At 30.3% G+C, this 19,773-nt stretch carries 22 protein-coding genes and 1 pseudogene; 1 reads left to right on the plus strand and 22 read right to left on the minus strand.

Annotated features, from left to right (window positions below; translation table 11 throughout):
- Positions 1-68 precede the first annotated feature (68 nt).
- From ABID14_RS02565 to acpP, 15 genes and pseudogenes are all read right to left on the minus strand, one after another.
- Positions 69-545 (minus strand): hypothetical protein, encoded by a 477-nt coding sequence (locus tag ABID14_RS02565; protein ID WP_354366896.1) that lies wholly within the window; start codon positions 543-545, stop codon positions 69-71.
- Between the two features lie 130 nt (positions 546-675).
- Positions 676-888 (minus strand): annotated as a pseudogene (locus ABID14_RS02570) (transposase); the annotation flags it as partial.
- Between the two features lie 351 nt (positions 889-1,239).
- Positions 1,240-1,692, minus strand: a complete 453-nt coding sequence (locus tag ABID14_RS02575) for a winged helix DNA-binding protein (RefSeq protein WP_354366897.1) — start codon at positions 1,690-1,692, stop codon at positions 1,240-1,242.
- 10 nt (positions 1,693-1,702) lie between these two features.
- Positions 1,703-2,122 carry a 3-hydroxyacyl-ACP dehydratase FabZ gene (gene fabZ, locus ABID14_RS02580; protein WP_354366899.1) on the minus strand — a complete coding sequence of 140 codons (420 nt, stop codon included), beginning with the start codon at positions 2,120-2,122 and terminating at the stop codon, positions 1,703-1,705.
- Entirely contained in the window at positions 2,112-3,341 is a 1,230-nt protein-coding gene (fabF, locus tag ABID14_RS02585; protein WP_354366901.1) for a beta-ketoacyl-ACP synthase II, read from the minus strand. The genes fabZ and fabF overlap by 11 nt, the downstream gene beginning before the upstream one ends.
- On the minus strand, positions 3,338-4,072 hold the full coding sequence (fabG, locus tag ABID14_RS02590; protein WP_354366903.1) for a 3-oxoacyl-[acyl-carrier-protein] reductase: 735 nt from the start codon (positions 4,070-4,072) through the stop codon (positions 3,338-3,340). The genes fabF and fabG overlap by 4 nt, the downstream gene beginning before the upstream one ends.
- On the minus strand, positions 4,072-4,971 hold the full coding sequence (locus ABID14_RS02595) for an ACP S-malonyltransferase (RefSeq protein WP_354366905.1): 900 nt from the start codon (positions 4,969-4,971) through the stop codon (positions 4,072-4,074). Before ABID14_RS02595 ends, fabG begins: the two co-directional genes overlap by 1 nt.
- A complete protein-coding gene (locus tag ABID14_RS02600; protein ID WP_354366907.1) occupies positions 4,964-5,989 on the minus strand; it encodes an NAD(P)H-dependent flavin oxidoreductase in 1,026 nt (341 codons plus the stop codon). Before ABID14_RS02600 ends, ABID14_RS02595 begins: the two co-directional genes overlap by 8 nt.
- A complete protein-coding gene (locus ABID14_RS02605) occupies positions 5,979-6,896 on the minus strand; it encodes an NAD(P)H-dependent flavin oxidoreductase (protein WP_354366909.1) in 918 nt (305 codons plus the stop codon). The genes ABID14_RS02600 and ABID14_RS02605 overlap by 11 nt, the downstream gene beginning before the upstream one ends.
- A 1-nt stretch (position 6,897) precedes the next feature.
- Positions 6,898-7,791: a 3-oxoacyl-ACP synthase III family protein gene (locus tag ABID14_RS02610; RefSeq protein WP_354366911.1), complete on the minus strand. Its 894-nt coding sequence runs from the start codon at positions 7,789-7,791 to the stop codon at positions 6,898-6,900.
- Positions 7,791-8,558, minus strand: coding sequence for a carboxyltransferase subunit alpha (accA, locus tag ABID14_RS02615; protein ID WP_354366913.1), 768 nt, complete (start codon positions 8,556-8,558; stop codon positions 7,791-7,793). Before accA ends, ABID14_RS02610 begins: the two co-directional genes overlap by 1 nt.
- Positions 8,545-9,411, minus strand: a complete 867-nt coding sequence (locus tag ABID14_RS02620; RefSeq protein WP_354366915.1) for an acetyl-CoA carboxylase carboxyltransferase subunit beta — start codon at positions 9,409-9,411, stop codon at positions 8,545-8,547. The genes accA and ABID14_RS02620 overlap by 14 nt, the downstream gene beginning before the upstream one ends.
- Complete coding sequence (locus ABID14_RS02625) at positions 9,392-10,783, minus strand: acetyl-CoA carboxylase biotin carboxylase subunit (RefSeq protein ID WP_354366917.1); 1,392 nt, start codon at positions 10,781-10,783, stop codon at positions 9,392-9,394. Before ABID14_RS02625 ends, ABID14_RS02620 begins: the two co-directional genes overlap by 20 nt.
- Positions 10,780-11,226, minus strand: a complete 447-nt coding sequence (locus ABID14_RS02630) for an acetyl-CoA carboxylase biotin carboxyl carrier protein (protein ID WP_354366919.1) — start codon at positions 11,224-11,226, stop codon at positions 10,780-10,782. Before ABID14_RS02630 ends, ABID14_RS02625 begins: the two co-directional genes overlap by 4 nt.
- Positions 11,226-11,447 carry an acyl carrier protein gene (acpP, locus tag ABID14_RS02635; protein WP_354366921.1) on the minus strand — a complete coding sequence of 74 codons (222 nt, stop codon included), beginning with the start codon at positions 11,445-11,447 and terminating at the stop codon, positions 11,226-11,228. Before acpP ends, ABID14_RS02630 begins: the two co-directional genes overlap by 1 nt.
- A gap of 238 nt (positions 11,448-11,685) precedes the next feature.
- On the opposite strand from acpP, the gene ABID14_RS02640 reads away from it, so the two are divergent.
- Positions 11,686-12,579: a bacteriophage abortive infection AbiH family protein gene (locus ABID14_RS02640; RefSeq protein WP_354366923.1), complete on the plus strand. Its 894-nt coding sequence runs from the start codon at positions 11,686-11,688 to the stop codon at positions 12,577-12,579.
- 62 nt (positions 12,580-12,641) lie between these two features.
- Here ABID14_RS02640 and ABID14_RS02645 read toward each other — a convergent pair whose 3' ends face one another.
- The 7 genes from ABID14_RS02645 to ABID14_RS02675 form a co-directional block, all read right to left on the minus strand.
- A complete protein-coding gene (locus tag ABID14_RS02645) occupies positions 12,642-13,316 on the minus strand; it encodes a YoaK family protein (RefSeq protein WP_435529942.1) in 675 nt (224 codons plus the stop codon).
- 758 nt (positions 13,317-14,074) lie between these two features.
- Entirely contained in the window at positions 14,075-15,319 is a 1,245-nt protein-coding gene (gene purD, locus ABID14_RS02650; RefSeq protein WP_354366927.1) for a phosphoribosylamine--glycine ligase, read from the minus strand.
- Positions 15,320-15,328: 9 nt separating this feature from the next.
- Positions 15,329-16,840 (minus strand): bifunctional phosphoribosylaminoimidazolecarboxamide formyltransferase/IMP cyclohydrolase, encoded by a 1,512-nt coding sequence (purH, locus tag ABID14_RS02655; RefSeq protein WP_354366929.1) that lies wholly within the window; start codon positions 16,838-16,840, stop codon positions 15,329-15,331.
- Position 16,841: 1 nt separating this feature from the next.
- Positions 16,842-17,474, minus strand: a complete 633-nt coding sequence (gene purN / locus ABID14_RS02660) for a phosphoribosylglycinamide formyltransferase (RefSeq protein WP_435529940.1) — start codon at positions 17,472-17,474, stop codon at positions 16,842-16,844.
- Positions 17,422-18,453 carry a phosphoribosylformylglycinamidine cyclo-ligase gene (purM, locus tag ABID14_RS02665; RefSeq protein WP_354366933.1) on the minus strand — a complete coding sequence of 344 codons (1,032 nt, stop codon included), beginning with the start codon at positions 18,451-18,453 and terminating at the stop codon, positions 17,422-17,424. Before purM ends, purN begins: the two co-directional genes overlap by 53 nt.
- Positions 18,454-18,472: 19 nt before the next feature.
- Complete coding sequence (gene purE / locus ABID14_RS02670; protein ID WP_354366935.1) at positions 18,473-18,949, minus strand: 5-(carboxyamino)imidazole ribonucleotide mutase; 477 nt, start codon at positions 18,947-18,949, stop codon at positions 18,473-18,475.
- Positions 18,950-18,961: 12 nt separating this feature from the next.
- Positions 18,962-19,642: a phosphoribosylaminoimidazolesuccinocarboxamide synthase gene (locus ABID14_RS02675; RefSeq protein WP_354366937.1), complete on the minus strand. Its 681-nt coding sequence runs from the start codon at positions 19,640-19,642 to the stop codon at positions 18,962-18,964.
- Positions 19,643-19,773: the final 131 nt, after the last annotated feature.

The following is a 19,773-nucleotide window of genomic DNA, read 5'->3' on the forward strand; positions in this document are numbered from 1 at the left end:
AAATGCAACTATATTATATACTACAATTAAAACTGAACCATTTGAATCACCACCTATAATATATTAATCTAATGTTTAACACCCTCAACTTGAAAACCTTTTAAATACTCTTGTAGTTTTCTAAATTCTTCTTCATCGTTTCTATAATACTCTACACTCTTTTTAAAATTCGTATTAATTATCATATCTGCAATTTCATAATCTATAGAGAAAAATAGGTTTTCATCATATAAGTAATCTACATTTTGTGCACCTGTCAATATGATTAAGTTTATAGCATTTACTATAAAACTCTTTGAATTTTTTAAATCATAATCTTCGTAGTCCTTTGACATAGTAATTGCTATATTTTTGTCTTTGACTTTAAATTCTTTTACCTTATCGCCGTCCCAATCCATTTGAGAGATTATCTTATAAACTCCCTCTTTATCTGATAGGTCTGTTTTTAATTGATATAGGTTTTTATTTGTACATGCAGTAGTAAAAGTTATGAGTAAAAACAAAATACACATTATTCTCTTAACTCTTCTTGAAAGTATAAACATCTTAACTCACCTCGATTTTATTATAACGAATAATACCATTGATAACGTTTCTATAAAAAGTTTAGTTTCTGATGATTAAATATTAAAAATAGATATCCCATCAAAGTCAAATTATAGATGCTGATTTGACAATTAATATGGCTCCTATTAATCTTATTGCTGATTTTTCATTTGGAAATATACGTATTACTTTTTCTCTTCTTCTTATTTCTTCATTTAGCCTTTCAATACAATTTTTTGTTCTAAGTCTTGAGTAAGCTTGTTCTTCGTTTAAATAAGCAAATGAATCTTCAAAACCTTTATCTAATATTATAAGCTTTTTTGATATTTTTATCTTCTTCATATTTATTAAATATTTCTTCTTGATTAATTGTAAAATGTAATTGGGTCATTTGTTTTCTCCTGGTTGTTTTATTTTTTGCTTAAAAACTTTATACCAATTTTTGTTTCAAATGACCTATTCTTTTTACACAATTATATGTTATCTTTATTGAAAGATAACATATCTAAATATAAAATCCATATTATAATAAAAACGAATTTTTCATTAATATCTATATGCATAATAAATAAATTATAATATAATTTAAATCCCCCTATCTAAATAGAGGAATTTTAGTAATCAAGTATTTTATTAGTCATGTGATTGAAGACCATATTGATTTAATAAGGTTTTAATATTTGCAATTATTTTTTATTTTCTATTTACAAAGGATGTAACTTCGGGCATTAGTTCATCACTCATAAAAGTCAAAATTTCTTCTAGTTTTTTTATATCTTCTTTACTAGATTGTTCTTTTAATCTTCCAAGAACCACTTTTATATACTTTGCTTTCATTTCATAATATTTATAAAATTTATCTGTACATTCTAGATAAAATTCCCTCTTATCTTCTTCGGATTGAATTTTTCTCAAATAGCCTTTTTTAATGAGCGAAGCTATCTTGTAGGCAATATTAGGATGAGAAAGTTCTAAAAATTCTGTGACATCGCTAACTCTAGGTCTGTTGAGTGCATGAATTACCTCAATTGTAAAAGTTTCAGTCGCAGTTAGTGTTGCCTCCCTATCTTGCAAGTTGGCAAACATATTTTTATATAAATTAAGTTTAAATTTATCATATACTTCTGTAAATTTCTCATCTAACATAAATATCCTCCTAAGAAAGTGCAAAGGAAATTTCACAAGACATCACTTTTTCATCTCCACAAAAGATACTTCCTTCGCCAAAACCTATATTTTTAATTCTTTTCTTTACTTTACAACTTATCTCCAAAATATCACCAGGTTTTATTTCTCTATAAAATCTGGCATTTTTAACTCCACCAAGAAAAGCAATTTGACCTCTATTTTCATTTAAAAGTGCTACAGCACCAACTTGCGCTACTGCTTCAATTTGCAAAACACCAGGCATCACAAAATAATCTGGAAAATGCCCCTGGAAATAAGGTTCATTGCTAGAGACACATTTTATAGCCTTTGCACTTATTCCATTTTCAATTTCTATTATCTTGTCAATCATGAGGAATGGATATCTATGAGGTATTATCTTTTTTATTTCGTCTATATTAATTGTCATCACTATACCTCTTAATTACAATGCTTGCATTGTGCCCACCAAAACCTAATGAATTTTTTATAAAATAATTTATATTATAATCCTCGGGTTCAAGTGCAAAATTTAAATCACAATCTTCATCCTTATTCTTATAATTTACAAGTGGTGGCAAAAAATTTTCATTCATTGCACAAATGCTAAAAATTGTCTCTACTGCACCAGACGCACCTAATAAATGCCCAATTTGAGATTTAGTAGAAGAAACTTTAACATTTCTATTTTTAAACACTTTTTTAATTGCACTTGTTTCAAATTTATCATTTAATTCTGTGGATGTCCCATGTGCATTTATATAATCGATATTCTCGGGGCTTATATCTGCGTCGTAAATAGCATTTTTCATTGCCAATGCTGCAAATTCACCATTAGGTGCTGGTGATGTTATATGAAATGCATCACAATTTGTTGCATAGCCAACAATTTCTGCTAGTATATTGGCTCCTCTTTTGGTAGCATGCTCAAATGATTCTAAAACTAAAATTCCCGCTCCTTCTCCCATGACAAACCCATTTCTGTCTTTATCAAATGGAATGGATGCTCTAGTAGAATCTTTTGATGTACTCAGGGCTTTCATTGAAGTAAATCCTCCAACCCCAAGTTCTGTAATACTCGCTTCACTTCCTCCAGCAAAAATAATATCTTCATATCCATGTTTAATTGCCCTATAAGCTTCGCCAATTGCATTTGTAGAACTTGAACATGCAGTAACAGGCGATAGACATGCACCATATGCTTTTAACTCCATTGCTATATTTGCAGCAGTTAAATTCACTATAGCTTTTGGTATAAAATATGGACTTATTTTATCAAATCCTCTATTAAGCCCCCTATTATGTTCCTTCTCTATTGTATCTATTCCACCAATTCCTGATGAAACATATACGCCACTGCGGCAATTTTTTATTTCTTCTGCAGAAAGTTTTGCATTTTTAGCTGCTCTTTTAGCTGCTATAAGTCCCAGTTGATTAACTCTATCAAGACGTCTTAGGTCTTTTTTATCAAATTCATTTTCTATAAACGAATCGTCTATTTCAGAAGCAAGTTGTACTTCTCGATTAATTATATCATATGATTTAATCTTAGAAATGGAACATTTTGAATTTTTCATGGCATCTATTATTTCTTCTTTGGTGTCACCGAGTGGTGTTATAAAACCAAAACCTGTAATTACAACTCTCATATGCCCAATCCTCCATCTATAGATATTACTTCACCAGTTATATAGCTTGAATTTTCAGATGCTAAAAACCTTACAAGATTTGCTACTTCGATTGATTTTCCTACTCTATTTAATGGAATATCTTTTAATATTTCATCTTTAATAGTATCTGATAGTTTTTGTGTCATCTCTGTATCAATAAATCCAGGTGCTACAGCGTTTACTAAGATATTTCTTGAAGCCATTTCTTTAGCTAAAGATTTTGTAAAACCAATTAGAGCTGCCTTTGATGCACTATAATTCGTCTGTGCAATATTTCCCCTTATGCCACTTATTGAAGAAATATTTATTATTTTACCTGATTTTCTCTTCATCATGTCTTTTACTAAAAGTTTAGACATATAGAAGGCACTATATAAATTTACCTCCAACACTTCTTTAAAATCTTCAGGTTTCATTCTTAAAATCAAATTATCTTTTGTTATTCCTGCATTATTTATGAGTACCTCTATATCTAAATTTTCTAATCTCAACTGTTTAACAATCTCTTCACATTTATTAAAATCAGAAAGATTTCCAGAAACAACTTTCACATCACATATATCATTTAATTTATTTTTCAATTTTTCCAAATTTTCCAAATTTTTGTTACAATGTAGTACTAAATTATAATCTTTTGAGAGCTCCTTAGCTATAGCTTCTCCTATGCCACCTGTTGCTCCCGTAATTAATGCATATTTTTTATTTTTCATCATCTTCTCCCAAATTCTATTATTTCATCTTCATTTTTTAGTGATATAACTTCAATTTCTTTAAAATATTTCTTTATGATATTGGATATTACACTTCCTGGTCCTATTTCTACAACTTTTGTCACTTTATCATTTATCATATTTGAAATACAGCTAAATAATCGCACTGGCGATGTAATATGCTTTGAAAGCAAATCTACAAAATTTTCATCATTATATTCTTGTCCAGTTAAATTTAAATAATATTTACATTTTGGTCTATTAAATTTAACATCTTCTAAATATTCGGTATATTTTTTTGCTGCATTTTTCATATAGTTTGTGTGAAAAGCTCCACTTACTTCTAGGGATATATTTTTTATGGAAAGATTTTTAAAAATATTCTTCATCTTATTTATTGATGATTTTTCTCCAGCTAGAACTACCTGTCTTGGACTATTAATATTCGATATAAATACTTTTTCGTTCAAGTTCTCAGAAGTCAATAAGGATTTTAACTCGCTTTCACTTTTATTAAATACCACAAGCATAGCACTATCAATTTTCTTTGCTTCATTTGCCATTAATCTTGCACGATGTTTTACTAAATTTAATGCTTCTTCCACATTAAGTACCTTACTTGTCACCAATGATGAATATTCACCCAAACTGAGTCCACAAGTAGCATGAACTTCCATTCTAGATTTTATTATTTCTAAAGCTGCTAGCTGGAATGCCAGCATTATTGGTTGGAGGTTTTCAGTCATTGATAAAGTCAAGATGTCATCATCTTTTATAATTTTATGATACTCTTTTATGTTTTTATAAATTGGTTTTGCAATCTCCATACACAAAAATTTCTCGCCCATATTTTTATATTGAGACCCTTGTCCACCAAAAACTATTGCTGTTTTACTCATAACCACTCCTCAATAAATCCATATATTTATCAACAGAAATAACTTCGTGAAAATTATCTATATCCGTTCCACAAAAGAACAATCCATTTTCCATATCGCCCTTTATTGCATTTATAAGTGCATCATTAATACAATATTGTGTTTGACTTTTTTTACAAGTTTTAATACAGTCAATGCAATGATTTGACATTACTCTTTCTTGTTTTACTTTATTTACAAATGTGGTATTTAAACCTCGTGCCAAAAGTCCTACTGGACTATTTAATATAGAACATTCTATTTTTCCCATATTTTTTAGTTTAAGTAGCTTACTTTTTACTTTTTTATCTAAGTTTGCTTCTTCTGTGAAAAGAAAACCTGTACCAATTTGAACTCCCGTTGCACCATGAGATAATGCAAGTTTTATTTTTTCGGCAGTTCCAAATCCTCCACCTATAAATACTGGGATATCTTTAGTTACATCTAAAATCTTTTTTAACTCTTCAAAAACATCAATTTGTAATTCATCTTCTTTAAAGCCTAGATGCCCACCAGCTTCTGGTCCTTCAAATACAACAAAGTCGGGTTTTCTATTTAATTTCTGCCATTTTTTTGAAATCATATTTAAAGCTCTTGCAGAAGAAATTACAGGTGCAATTATTTTATCTTTTCCTACGTATTTTGGTAAATCAAGGGGAAGTCCAGCTCCAACTACAATTCCATCTACATCTGTATTATTTAAAAATACAATGTAATCTTTAAATTTATTAACTACATTCATTATATTTACAAGTATCATTCCGCTGCCTTTGGAAATATCTTTGGCGATTTTTAGTTCTTTTAAAAATGCCCTCTTATTGGCACTGATTTTATCTATATAAAAATCATCTTCACAATAACCACAGTTGACAAAAGATATTGTGCCAGCTCCACCATTTTGTGCAACTTTACCTGCAAGAAGCCCCTTAGAAACTCCAATACCCATGCCACCTTGAATAATTGGAATATTTAAAATTTTATCTTTTATTCTAATTTCCATTCTTTGCCTCTTCATATTCATATATTAATTTATCGATAAAATCTTTAACGCTAATAATTTCATCAAATTGCCCAACAGTTAAACCACACATCAATGATCCATCATCTATGTCGCCATTTACAACAGCATTTTTCAGCCTTCCAACTGTAAAGTTCTCAAGTTGTTCAAAGTCATAATTTCGTTCTAATTTTTCATATTCTCTAGTCATATTATTTTTAAGTAATCTAATAGGTATTCTCTTATTTTTCCCAATAACTGTGACTTTTGATGACGAAGATTCAATTAGCTTTTTCTTATAATTTTCATGAATTGGACATTCTTTTGTAAATAAAAATCCTGTTCCAATCTGTACACCCGCTGCTCCTAATATTTCAGCTGCTAGCATTTGTTTTCCTGAAGCTATTCCTCCCGCACAAATTATTGGCTTTTTAGTTATATCTTTTGCTTGTGGAACAAGTACCATAGAGGTCATATGTCCTATATGTCCGCCTGCCTCCATTCCCTCCGCAATATAAGCACTACAATCACTTTTTTCTAACCTTGAAATTTGTAAAGGTGATGAAACAACTGGAAGTACTTTTACTCCTTCTTTTTTCAAAATTTCTAAAAATCTTCCTGGACTTCCTGCACCAATAGTGACAATATTTACTTTATTATCCAATATGACTTCGATAAGACTCTTTATTTCTTTTCTAATCATTATTAAATTTACAGCAAAAGGATTGTCGGTCTTCATCTTACATTTTTTTATCTCGGAATTTAAATCACTAGCACTCATAGCACCCGAGGCAATTGTGCCTAATGCACCAGCATTAGATACAGCAGCGGCAAATTCACCTGTTGCAATATGAGCCATACCTCCCTGAATTATGGGATACTTAATATCTAAAATCTTTTCTAAATCCATCTTACCACTCCATGAGGACAGCAGCTATGCTTAACCCTGCACCAAATCCAGCAATAACAATTTTGTCTTTTTCATTAAATTTATGAAAATTTTCTGAAATAAGTATTGGGATAGATGCGGCCGAAGTATTACCATATCTATCAATATTTGTCATAGTTTTATTAGATTTTATTTTTAATTTCTCTAAAACTTGGTTGATTATCCTAATATTTGCCTGATGAAGCAAATAATAATCTATCTCTTGTGGCATTATTCTGCATTTTTTTAATAAATCTTCAATCGCAATAGTTACATTTACAGAAGCAAAACGATAAACTTTTTTGCCGTCCATCTCTATTAAAGAATTTTCATTGACATTTAATGCTTCTATTCCAGGAAAAGTTCCCACAATGTGTTCCCATAATTTATTGTTCTTCTCTACGAGCACCCCAGCTGCACCATCTCCAAATAATACGCATGAAGAACGATCTTTAAAATTTAAAAAATCTGATATTTTTTCCGTAGCAATAATTAGAGCCTTGCCTCCAATTTCAAGATATTTTTCCGCAAGTATCACAGCACCCATAAATCCACTACATGCCATATTTAAATCAAAACAGAGTATATTTTTATCTCCACCGATAAATTCATTAATACTTGCAGCAACCGATGGTGCTCTCATTCTAGTTGTAAAACTTGCTACAATTATTAAATCCAAATTTCTGAGACTGTTTTTAAATAATTTTACAGTTTCAATTGCCATATCATAGCCTCTTTTATCTGTAAAAAATCTAGATTTAATTCCAGTCCTTGACTCTATCCAAACACTACTTGTGTCTACAATATTTTCAAAATATTCATTCTCTATTTTATTGTCAATATTTATGTGTCTTGCCTCTATTATTTTTAGTCCCATTATTTTCCAATCTTCCTGTATTTATCATATCTATTTTCAACAATTTCAAACTTTTTAAAATTTTTATAAACCTTTAAATCTCTATCTATAATTTTTTTAATTTCTTTTATATTTATATTATTATCTTCATCCTCAATAATACCGTCTATTAGTCCATCTTCTAGCAAATCACTGGCTTTTAATCTCATCAACTCAGCAGCTTGAGGTGCTTTTTTCCCATCTCTATATAAAATTGCTGCAAACCCTTCTGGCGAAAGCACAGAATACACTGCACCACTACTCATATAACATCTATTTGCAAAAGAAAGAGCTAAAGCTCCACCAGAACCACCCTCACCTATCACAAAAGATAATACTGGAACTTCTAGCCCCGCGAGAGTATAAAGAGAATTAGCTATGGCCTGATGTTGACCTCTCTCTTCTGCTTCAACCCCAGGATATGCCCCTGGAGTATCAACAAAAGTAATTACAGGACGGTGAAATTTCTCTGCTTGTTTCATCAAACGTATTGCTTTGCGATATGCTTGAGGTTTTGGCATTCCAAAATTTGTCTCAACTGCTTCATCTATATCTTTTCCTTTTTGAATACCGATAAAAGTTATAGGGATATTTTTAAAACTTGCTATACCTCCAATTATTGACTTTGAATCACCAAAAGTCCTATCACCTTTCAAATATATAATGTCATCAAATAAACTTTCTATAATTTCTTTTGACCTTTTTCTATTAATTGAACGTGCATTTATAACTTGACTATAAGCATCCATAATTACCTCTACTAAGTTTTATAACTTTTGCTATAAATTCTTTTTGTTCATCTCTTCTAACTATTACATCTATAAAGCCAAGTTCTAACAGCTTTTCAGCTTTTTGAAAATCTTTAGGCAAATCTTCGTGAAGGGTTTCTGTTATCACTCGCGGGCCAGCAAAACCAATTAAAGCACCAGGTTCTGCAATATTAAAATCTCCCAAAGCAGCAAAACTTGCACTCACTCCACCCATTGTGGGGTTAGTCATTACACTAATATAAAGATTTTCTTGGCTTTTAAATTTAGAAATTGCAGCTGTAACTTTTGCCATTTGCATCAAAGAAAACATTCCTTCTTGCATCCTAGCACCCCCACTTACTGAAAAGACAAGAACAGGAAGCTTTTCTACTGTAGCATATTCAAATAAAGAAGACAGTTCTTCACCTACATATGTCCCTAAAGTTCCCATTAAATAATCACGCTCAAGTGCCGCCACCAATAAATTTTCACCAAAAACTGTACCTTTAGCGATTGTCACCGCTTCTTTGAGACCATTTTTGCTATTAATTAATCTAATATTTTCATAATCAGGAAATTTAATCGGATTATTTAACTTAGATTTAAAATTAATTAATTCATAACCCTTATCTAACAATAAATCAATTCTTTCCTTACCGCTGATAGGTAAATGATTATCGCAACTTGGACAAATATAATAAGTATCAGACAATTTATTCTTTCGCAAATACTTGTCACACTTTTTGCAATAAACAAAATCCTTTTTATCCTTTAACTTTTTAGTTTTGTCGAATTTCCCAAATCTTTTTATTGTCTCTAAAAGATTTCTTCTTCTATTTAGACCAAGTACCAAAATTATTTGATACCTCCTCAATCTCTTTTATTATTAAATTTTGATTTTTCTCAATAAAACTTGTATCTATATTTCCTCTTAAAAAATCTTTATTAAATAAAATTGCATACAAAAATCCAAGATTAGTATCTATTCCTTCAATTATTGTCTCTTCAATTGCACGCCTCATTTTTTTAATTGCATTTAATCTAGTGCTATCTTTTACAATAATTTTTGCTATCATAGAATCATAAAAAACCGAAATTTCGCTTCCCTTATAAATTGAAGATTCAAACCTTGTGTCCATTCCGCTCGGAGTTAAAAGAAAAGTTATCTCTCCTGAGCTTGGTATAAAATCTTTAAGTGGATTAGTCGCATTAACTCTTACTTCAATTGAATGTCCATCAATTTTCACATCTTCTTGTTTAAAACTAATTCCAAGATTTGATGCCACTCTAAACTGTTCTTTTATAATATCAATGCCTGTTATAGCCTCAGTAACAGCATGCTCAACTTGAAGCCTTGTGTTCATCTCCATAAAATAAAAATTTTCATCTTTATCAACTAAAAACTCGCAAGTTCCAGCACCAACATAATTAGAATCCTTAGCTATTTTGATGCTCGCATCATATAATTTTTCTTTTAATGTTTTCGATATAAAATAACAAGGAGCTTCTTCAATTATTTTTTGACTATTTTTTTGAAGACTACATTCTCTTTCAAATAAATGGATTACTTTTTTACCATCTGATAAAATTTGTACTTCAATATGTCTTGGATTTTCTATAAACTTTTCTACAAAAACTTCATTATTTCCAAAAGAATTTTGTGCCTCTTTGCGTGTTAATTCAATTAATTCTAAGAGTTTATTTTCATCATCAACACGACGCATTCCTTTTCCACCACCACCAAATCGTGATTTTATGAGAATAGGATAGCCAATTTTTCTACAAATTAATTTAATTTCTTCATCGCAAAGCCCCTTTATATTGCTCCCAGCAACAGTCGGAATAGAAAGCTCCTTCATTAAATTCTTGGCAATTAATTTATCGCTCATAGCTTTTATTACATCAGAAGGAGGACCTATAAATATAAGACCATTTTCCTCTACTGATTTCGCAAAATTAAAATTTTCCGACAAAAAACCATATCCAGGATGAATTGCATCACATCCCATTTGTATAGCCGTAGTAATTAATGCTTCAGTATTTAAATAGCTATCCTTGCTAAAATTTTTGCCAACGCATATCGCCTCATCTGCTAAATATACAATAGGCTCTTTAAAATCAACTTCAGTATAAACTGCCACTGTTTTTATTCCTAATTCTTTAGCAGATCTAAGTATTGCTAAGGCACATTCTCCTCTATTAGCAATTAAAACTTTTTTTATCATAATCTCTCCAACAAAAATAAATCTCTACCAAATTCTACAAACTCCTCGTTTTCTACCAGGCAATTAATCACCCTTGCATCAAAAGGAGCTTTAATTTCGTGCATCATTTTCATGGCTTCTAAAATACAAATAGTCTGATTTTTTTTAACTTTATCGCCAACTTTCACAAATGGCGGCGAATTAGGATCTTTGCTGCTATAAAATACTCCCACAATAGGAGCCTTAAATATTTCAGCCTTGTGCTTTTTATTATTATCTTCAATTACACCATTTACTTTATTTATTTCATTGAATTTTTCAATTTCCAAATTGTCTTTTGACTTTAAACAAGTATCTTTGACAAATTTAATTGAATATTCAGAAGTTTTAAAATCGAGCTCTTGAAGTTTATACTCATCAAAAGATTTTAAAAGTTCATTAGTTAAATCTAGATATTTTTCCATCATTTATTTAAATAATTCAATAAATCGCCAATAGTGACAAAATTTTGAAAATCATCATCTTCAATAGTAATATCGTACTTTTCTTCGATAGCCATGGACAGCTCCACTGCATCTAAAGAATCGAGCCCTAAATCATCTTGCATATTAGCTTCAGGCTTTATATCTTCTCTATCAACACCAAAATTCTCACAAATTATATCTTTTAATTGTTCTAAATTCATTTTTATTCCTCCAAATTTCAATTATGTTTAATTTTTTATGTAATAATTTTATAGTATTATTTTATTTATGTCAAATATTTTAACTAATAATTTTTATCTATTCTTTTTTATTTACAACGAATATTAAGTTTATACAATTTTTACATAGCAAAAATAATATATAAATAAACTCATGATAATCTAATTCATGGAATATAGTATTTATAAAAATACATAGAGCTTTATAAGGAGAATTATCTTGAATAAATTAGTAGTTGTAGGAAATGGATTTGACCTAGCGCATGGACTTGATACAAAATACTCTGATTTCTTTGAAAAACTAATAGTACCAAAATATAGAGATTTTTATGATAAAATTTGTAATTTTATACCAAAAAAAGAACTATTTCACTCCCTAGAAACAGCACTTAGCAAATTTAATGATGAAAAATTTTATAAAAAAAGCGAAATAGAAATATCAAAAAATAAAAATTCAGACAGAGAAACAATAAAAAATAGTCTAAATTTAGAGTTGCAAAAATCCCTCTCATTTGCCGAAGATATGCCAATTTATTTGAGAGAATGGATCCGAGAAATAAACACCAATGTAGAGGCAGTATTGCCACAAGAAAAAATAGACAAAAACTCTATCTATTTGAATTTTAATTATACAGATACTCTAGAAAGAGCATATGGCATATCATGTAAACAGATTTTATATATTCACGGCAAAGCCAAGCGTGGAGATGATTTAATACTTGGACACAATGAAAAGAACAAAATAAAAAATAACAATCTGCCCATGGTTAAAGAAAAACACAATCAGTTAGCCATTTATAATCAATACCAATGTAAAAAAATTCAAAAAGCTCAGACCATAATAAATTCCTATTATGAAAAAACATATAAAGATAGCATAAATATCATCAATAATAACAAAAAGTTCTTCAATTCACTCTATGAAATAAAAGAAATATATATTTATGGACATTCACTTTCTAGAATAGACTACGACTATTTCTTTGAAATAAGAGAAAAGGTCTCTTGCACATGTAATTGGAATATTTCATTTCATGACAAAAAAGACTTATTAAATGCAATAACTTTTATTGAAGAACTAAATATAAACTCTTATAATCTATTCAAATTCTAAAAAATAAAACCTAAAACTTTTTTTATAAGTAAAGTTTTAGGCTTTTATATATAAATAATTATCTAATTTTCATTATCAAAAAACATAATAATTAAAGAAATTAACAAAAATATTGCCGCTATCAATATAGATTTTAATTTAAAAATTTTCGAAAATAAATACCCAAGGCCCGCACCTATTCCAAAAATAAGAATTACAACATAATATTTTTTTGATGCATCTAAATATTTAGTATCTTTTGTAATTTGATATCTAGACAAATTTTCAGTTGCACTTCTAAGATTTCCTATGCACATTGTGGTGGCAAAAGTAAGCCCATATATCTTTTTAAAAGAATAGACCTGCATTGCACATACAAAAGAAAGTATAGCATTTGCCATATTATCAAGTTTAGATGGAATAAAAGCCACAGAAATCATAAAGATAATCTCAAATAATAATATCATCTGTCTCCATTTCATATTGCTGTAACTGTGGAAGTTTTCGTATCTTACAGCTATATGAACCCCTAACATAAAAGCCAAAAGCGGAATTATGTATTTAATTATCTCTGATAAATTTAAATCAACAATATTTTTAAATAATAAAACTATATTCCCAGTTTGAGCATTTGCAAAAACTTTGCCTCTCATTATATAAGAATATGCATCTTGAAACCCACCTGCAAGGGTCAAAAAAACAACCACAGGAAAAGTTTCATGTAAATTTTCGTAATTATCTAGTCTCAAAAATATCACCAAATCTATAATAATACTTATGGAATTTTATTTCAATTTATAGAAAGATAATATAGGATTTTTGATGTGAATGTAATAAAAAAATTATTTTTCAGAATGACAGTTGGAGGGGCTTTTTGAGTGTCTTCAATTGTCATCTCGACTAAAAAGCGTGCGAACGCATAAAAAGTCTTGCATGTGGTGGAGAGAATCTGTAAAGTTTTAATAAAAAAGTATTCAAACATCCAAACCACGAACAAGTATAGCAAAAAGTCGAAAATGATTTTTAACTGTTTGAGCGTCAGCGAGTTTTAAAAATCCGACTTTTTGCGAGTAAAAAGAAAAACTAAAGAGGCTAAAACTTTATCTAAAAAAGGCGTGGGGGTTTGGTTGGTTGCTCGAAGGAAAGGAAAGGGGGCCTCGCAGCGAAAGCGGAATGCCCACTTTCCTTCCTTCGAAATAGAATAGTAGATGTTAGTATAGAAAATATTTTAAAAAAGATTTTTTATTTATCTATACAAAACGACTCCTATACAGGCAGATTCCTCGACTCTAAACCCTTTGGGTTTTCCGCTCGCTCGGAATGACAGTAGACGAGGCTTTTTAAGTATTTTCAATTGTCATCCTGAGCGAAAGAAATCTGCTAAGATTTCTGTAGTCGAAGGATCTGCATCTGATGGAGAAAATCTGTAAAGTTTTAATAAAAAAGTATTCAAGCACTCAATCCACGAAGATTCCCGCAGTTCTATATTCCCAATTCAATTAATAATTTTTCTTAACTATTTAACCCCAATATCCTTTCTATAATATGCATCTTCAAAACTGATTTTTTCTACATCTTTATATGCTTTTTCTCTAGCTTCTTTTAATGTTTTTCCTAGAGCTGTAATTGACAGAACTCTACCGCCATTAGTCAATAAATTTTTATCTACTTTAGTCCCATTGTGGAAAACTAGAATATCATCTTCTACATTTTCAATTCCTTTTATTAGTTTTCCTTTTTCATATGAAGATGGATATCCTCCAGAACACATAATCACTGTCAAACAATAGTCATCTTTCCATCTTATATCTTTTGCTTCTAATGAACCATCAATTGTTTTATTTAAAATTTCAAATAAGTCGCAATCAAGTCGGGGCATCAAGACTTCTGTCTCTGGATCTCCAAATCTAACATTGAACTCAAGCACTCTAGGTTTATCATTTTCAATCATAAATCCTATGAATAAAATTCCTGAATAATTTAACTTTTCCTTGTTAAGTCCTTCTTCAATCTTATTACATACCTCTTTTAAATTATTCTCAAGTTCTTTTGATGCTTTTACAGGAGAATATGTGCCCACTCCACCAGTGTTTGGTCCTTTATCACCATCATAAATTTGTTTGTGATCTTTTGCTCTTTCAAGAGGATACAATTTATTGTTCGACACAAGGCATAATAATGATGCTTCTTCACCTGTCAAAAATTCTTCTATTACAACTTTATCTCCTTCAGATCCAAAAACTCTATCTTTAAAAATTTTATATAAAGCATTTTTTGCTTCTTCAGAATTTTGACATATAATGACACCTTTTCCAAGGCAAAGTCCATCAGCCTTAACTACTAAAGGATAACTGAACTTCTCCAAACTATTAATGGCATTTTCATAATCTGTAAAACTCATATATTTAGCAGTTGGTATATTATATTTTTCTAAAAACTTCTTTGTAAATTCTTTTGATTTTTCAAACTGTGCACATTCTCTATCAGGACCAAATATTTTTAAACCATTTTCTCTAAATTTGTCAACTATTCCATCGCAAAGTGGATCTTCTGGTCCTACTACAGTTAAATCAATATGTTCACTCTCAGCAAATTCGCATAATTTATCTATGTCTTTGACATCAATATCTATATTTTCACAAAAAGAAAGAGTGCCACCATTTCCTTTTGCAACAAATATTTTATCAACCTTTGGACTTTCGTTTAATTTCCAACAAAGAGCATATTCACGCCCACCATTTCCAATAACAAGTACTTTCAAAGTTCCCTCCTAGTGTCTAAAATGTCTAACATGTGTAAATACTACACATATATTGTTTTCATTTGCATATTCGATAACCTCAGAATCTTTAACTGAGCCTCCTGGTTCTACTATAACCTCTATCCCAGCTTTATCAAGAAGTTCTATAGTGTCTTTAAAGAAGAATCCATCTGATGCAAAAACAGCACCTTTTGCTTTTTCTCCAGCTCTTTTTATTGCTTCCTCCACTGCCCAAGCCCTTTTTGTTTCACCTTGACCAATCGCAAGCGTTGCTCCATCTTTTACTATCACGACAGAATTAGAAGCAGAAGTTTTGGCACAAGTAAATGCAAATTTCAATTCTTTAAGTTCTTCTTCTGTTGGTTTTCTATTTGTAACAAATTCGAGCTCATTATCATTCCATATTATTTTGTCATCTTCTTGAACTATTATTCCATTTAGAATTTGCTTAAATTTATTATTTGAATTATAAAGATTGTCAAAATCTCTAATTTCTATAAGTCTTATGTTTTTCTTTTTAGTTAAAACATCTAAAGCATCTTTCGAAAAACCTGGTGCTATTACTATTTCTAAAAATATTTTGTGAAGCATATTGGCAGTTTCAACATCCACCTCTCTATTTAGGGCAATTATTCCACCAAATATAGATTCACTATCACATTCGTAGGCTTTTTTGAATGCTTCTGCAAGCCTATCTCCAGTTCCAATTCCACAAGGATTTGTGTGTTTTATAGCTACAGCTGCTGGTTTATCGAAATTTATAACTGCATTAATAGCACCATACATATCGTTTAAATTATTAAATGATATTTGTTTGCCATGTAATTGTTCATATTTTACATAATTTTTAACATCACTATTTTCATAGAATGCTGCTTTTTGATGTGGATTTTCGCCATATCTTAATTCCTCTACTAATTTATAACTTTTGTTTAAGTACATAGGAAAATCTACATTTGCTATATCATTAAAATAATTAGATATTAAACAGTCATAGTGAGCTGTGTACGAAAAAGCCTTGCGTGCTAAATATTCTCTAAATTCTAATGAATTATCAGATATATTATCTAATACTTTTTCATAATCACAAGGATCAGTGACTATATATACATCTTTATAATTTTTGGCCGCCGCTCTTATCATAGATGGGCCTCCTATATCGATGTTTTCTATCATGGTATTATGATCTGCATTTTGCTTTAGCTGTTCTTCAAAAGGGTAGAGATTATTGACTACCATATCTATAGGATTTATTTGATGTTTTTTTAATGTAGACATATGTTCATTTTCATCTCTTCTAGCCAAAATAGCACCATGTATATTTGGATTTAGAGTTTTAACTCTTCCATCCAATATTTCAGGAAAATTAGTAACTTCATCTACAGAAATAACTTCAACTCCATTTTCTACTAAGAGTTTAAAAGTTCCACCAGTTGAGATTATCTCCCAACCCATATTTTTTAGTTTTTTTGAAAATTCTACAATCCCTGTTTTGTCAAAAACTGAAATTAAAGCTCTCATTTCATTCTCCAATCACAACTTTATTATTAATAATTTTTAATTTATCATCACAAAAATATTTTACTGTTTTAACTAAAATCTTATGTTCAATCTCTAGCACTCTTTTTTGCAGCTCTTCCGCCGTACTATCTAAAACTTCTAGAGATTCTTGCATAATTATTGGCCCTTCATCTGCATATTCATTTACAAAATGAGTTGTAGCCCCAGAATATTTAACACCTTTATCTATAACAGCAAAATGCACCTTCATCCCATAATATCCACTACCACAAAATGCAGGTATTAGTGACGGATGAATATTGATAATCCTATTTTCATATTCTCTAATTATAGATTTTGGCAGAATTTTTAAATATCCTGCCAAAACTATTAAATCTATATTGTTATCTTTCAAAGTATCTAGTAAAATATCGTCATCTCTTATGACAATTCCTTCAATACTAGCTCTTCTGGCACGCACTAAACCAAAGGCATTTTCTCTATTAGAAATTACAATTTTAATTTTTCCATTAATATCTTTTTCATTGTCAATTAAAGCCTGTAGATTAGTGCCGCCTCCAGATATTAAAACGGCAATATTTTTAGAATTTGAGTTCAATTTTTTCTTCTCCAGATTTAATTTGTCCCAGCTCATACAGTTTTAAATCTGTACTTTCAAAAAATTCTCTCACAATTTCTGAATCTTTTTTATCGACAACAAATACTAAACCGACTCCCATATTGAAAGTTTGATACATATCTTTGTCCTCTAGGTCCGCCCATTTTTTCAATAATTTGAAAATTTGAGGAGTATCTACAACACTGGCATCTACATCTGCACACAGGCCATCTGGTATCATACGAGGAATATTTTCATAAAAACCTCCACCAGTTATATGGCTCATTCCTTTTATGTTAACCTTGTTTAAAAGTTCAAGTATCTCTTTTACATAAATGCGAGTAGGTTTTAGCAATTCCTCACCTAGAGTAGTATACAGTCCTTCACATTTTTCATTTAAATCTAATTTCGCCACTTCAAATACAATTTTACGAACAAGTGAGTATCCATTTGAATGAATTCCATTAGATGATAAACCAAAAATAACGTCGCCATTTTTTATTGTAGATCCATCGACAATCTTGTCTTTATCTACAATACCCACACAAAAACCTGCCAAATCGTATTGCTCTTGTTGATATACGCCTGGCATTTCGGCAGTTTCGCCACCTATTAGAGATGCACCACTTTGTATGCACCCTTCTGCAACGCCTTTTACAATTTCAGACATCTTTTCAGGAACTAATTTGCCTGTAGCTATATAGTCTAGAAAGAAAAGAGGCTTAGCTCCTTGGCATAAAATATCATTAGCACACATTGCTACACAATCAATCCCTATAGTGTCATGTTTATCGAGCATGTGAGCCAAAATAACTTTAGTCCCTACACCATCAGTTCCACTTACCAAAACAGGATTTTTTATACCATCTAAATCAAGATTAAAAAGTCCAGAAAATCCACCCAAAGCAGAAAGTACATTTTTAGATTGAGTTTTCTTTACAATATCTTTAATTAAATCTACTTCTCTTTGTCCAGCGTCAACATCAACGCCAGCATCTTTATAATTTATTGCCATTTACATCTCCTTTTGAGGATTAACCTTCGTATTTATATTCAGTATTTTTTATTTTTTCTTCCATTTCAGTTCTGAAATTATTTAGTTTTTCTCTTAAACCCTCATCAGAGATAGCCATCATTTCAACTGCAAGAATTGCAGCATTTTCAGCACCGTTAATAGCCACTGTGGCAACTGGAACGCCGCTTGGCATTTGAACTGTAGATAAAAGTGCATCTAATCCGTCAAGAGTTGAACTCTTAACAGGTATTCCTATTACAGGTCTTGTTGTTAGTGCAGCTATTACTCCTCCTAAATGAGCAGCTTTACCAGCTATTGAAATAAATACTGCACTTTCTTTTTCAGCTTCTTTAACATAATCCATTAGCTCTTGATGAGCTCTGTGAGCTGAAATAACTTTTGCATCATAACTAACACCAAATTCTATCAACTTAGCTACAACTTTATCTGCAATTTCTCTATCTGAAATAGATCCCATAATTATTGAAACTCTCATTTTAACCTCCAATTAAATTCCAAGATATTTTGAAACTTCAAGTGGTTCTATATATTTTCCATCTTTATAGGCTCTCATATTGCCACCACTTACTTCGTCAATTAAAACAATTTCGTTTGAACCTTCTATTTTTCCATATTCAAGTTTAATATCATAAAGTTCTAATCCATGCTCTGCTAAAACATTTTTTACAATTTTAGATATTTCTTTATTGAGTCTTATGATTTCGTCATATTCTTCTACAGTCAAAATATTCAAAGCAACAAGTCCTTCTTTAGTGATTAGCGGATCATCGTGAGCATCATCTTTTAAAGTAATTTCTGTATAAAGAGGTAAATCTTGGCCTTCTTCAACATATAAACCATATCTTCTGTAGAAAGAGCCTACAGCTTTAAATCTTGTAATTACTTCTAGTCCTTTGCCAAATGGAAGTGCTTTTTCTACTTCCATGATATTTTTGTCTAAATCTGAAGAAATATAATGGGATTTAATTCCTGCATCTTCTATTTTTTCAAATAAATATTTTGATACTTTTAAGCATTCATGCCCTGCACCTTCAATACTTCCAGCGACTTCATTGCCACCAGTATCGAAAACTCCATCTGTTCCAGTCATATCATCTTTAAATTTCAAATAAAATTTTCCATTTTCTTCAAGAACGTCTTTTGTTTTTCCTTTGTAAATAATTTTCATATTTTCCCCCTAAATTATTCCAAAAATAAAGCCCAGAGAGGCAGGTATGCGAAACCTACCCCTCTGGGCTTTTCTCCCTTAGGTGTAATACTTAAAAAGTATCCGCGCCGCTTGGTCCTTTGTTAAAACAT

This window comes from Peptoniphilus olsenii (genome assembly GCF_040545475.1).
Classification (GTDB): Bacteria; Bacillota; Clostridia; order Tissierellales; family Peptoniphilaceae; genus Peptoniphilus_A; species Peptoniphilus_A olsenii.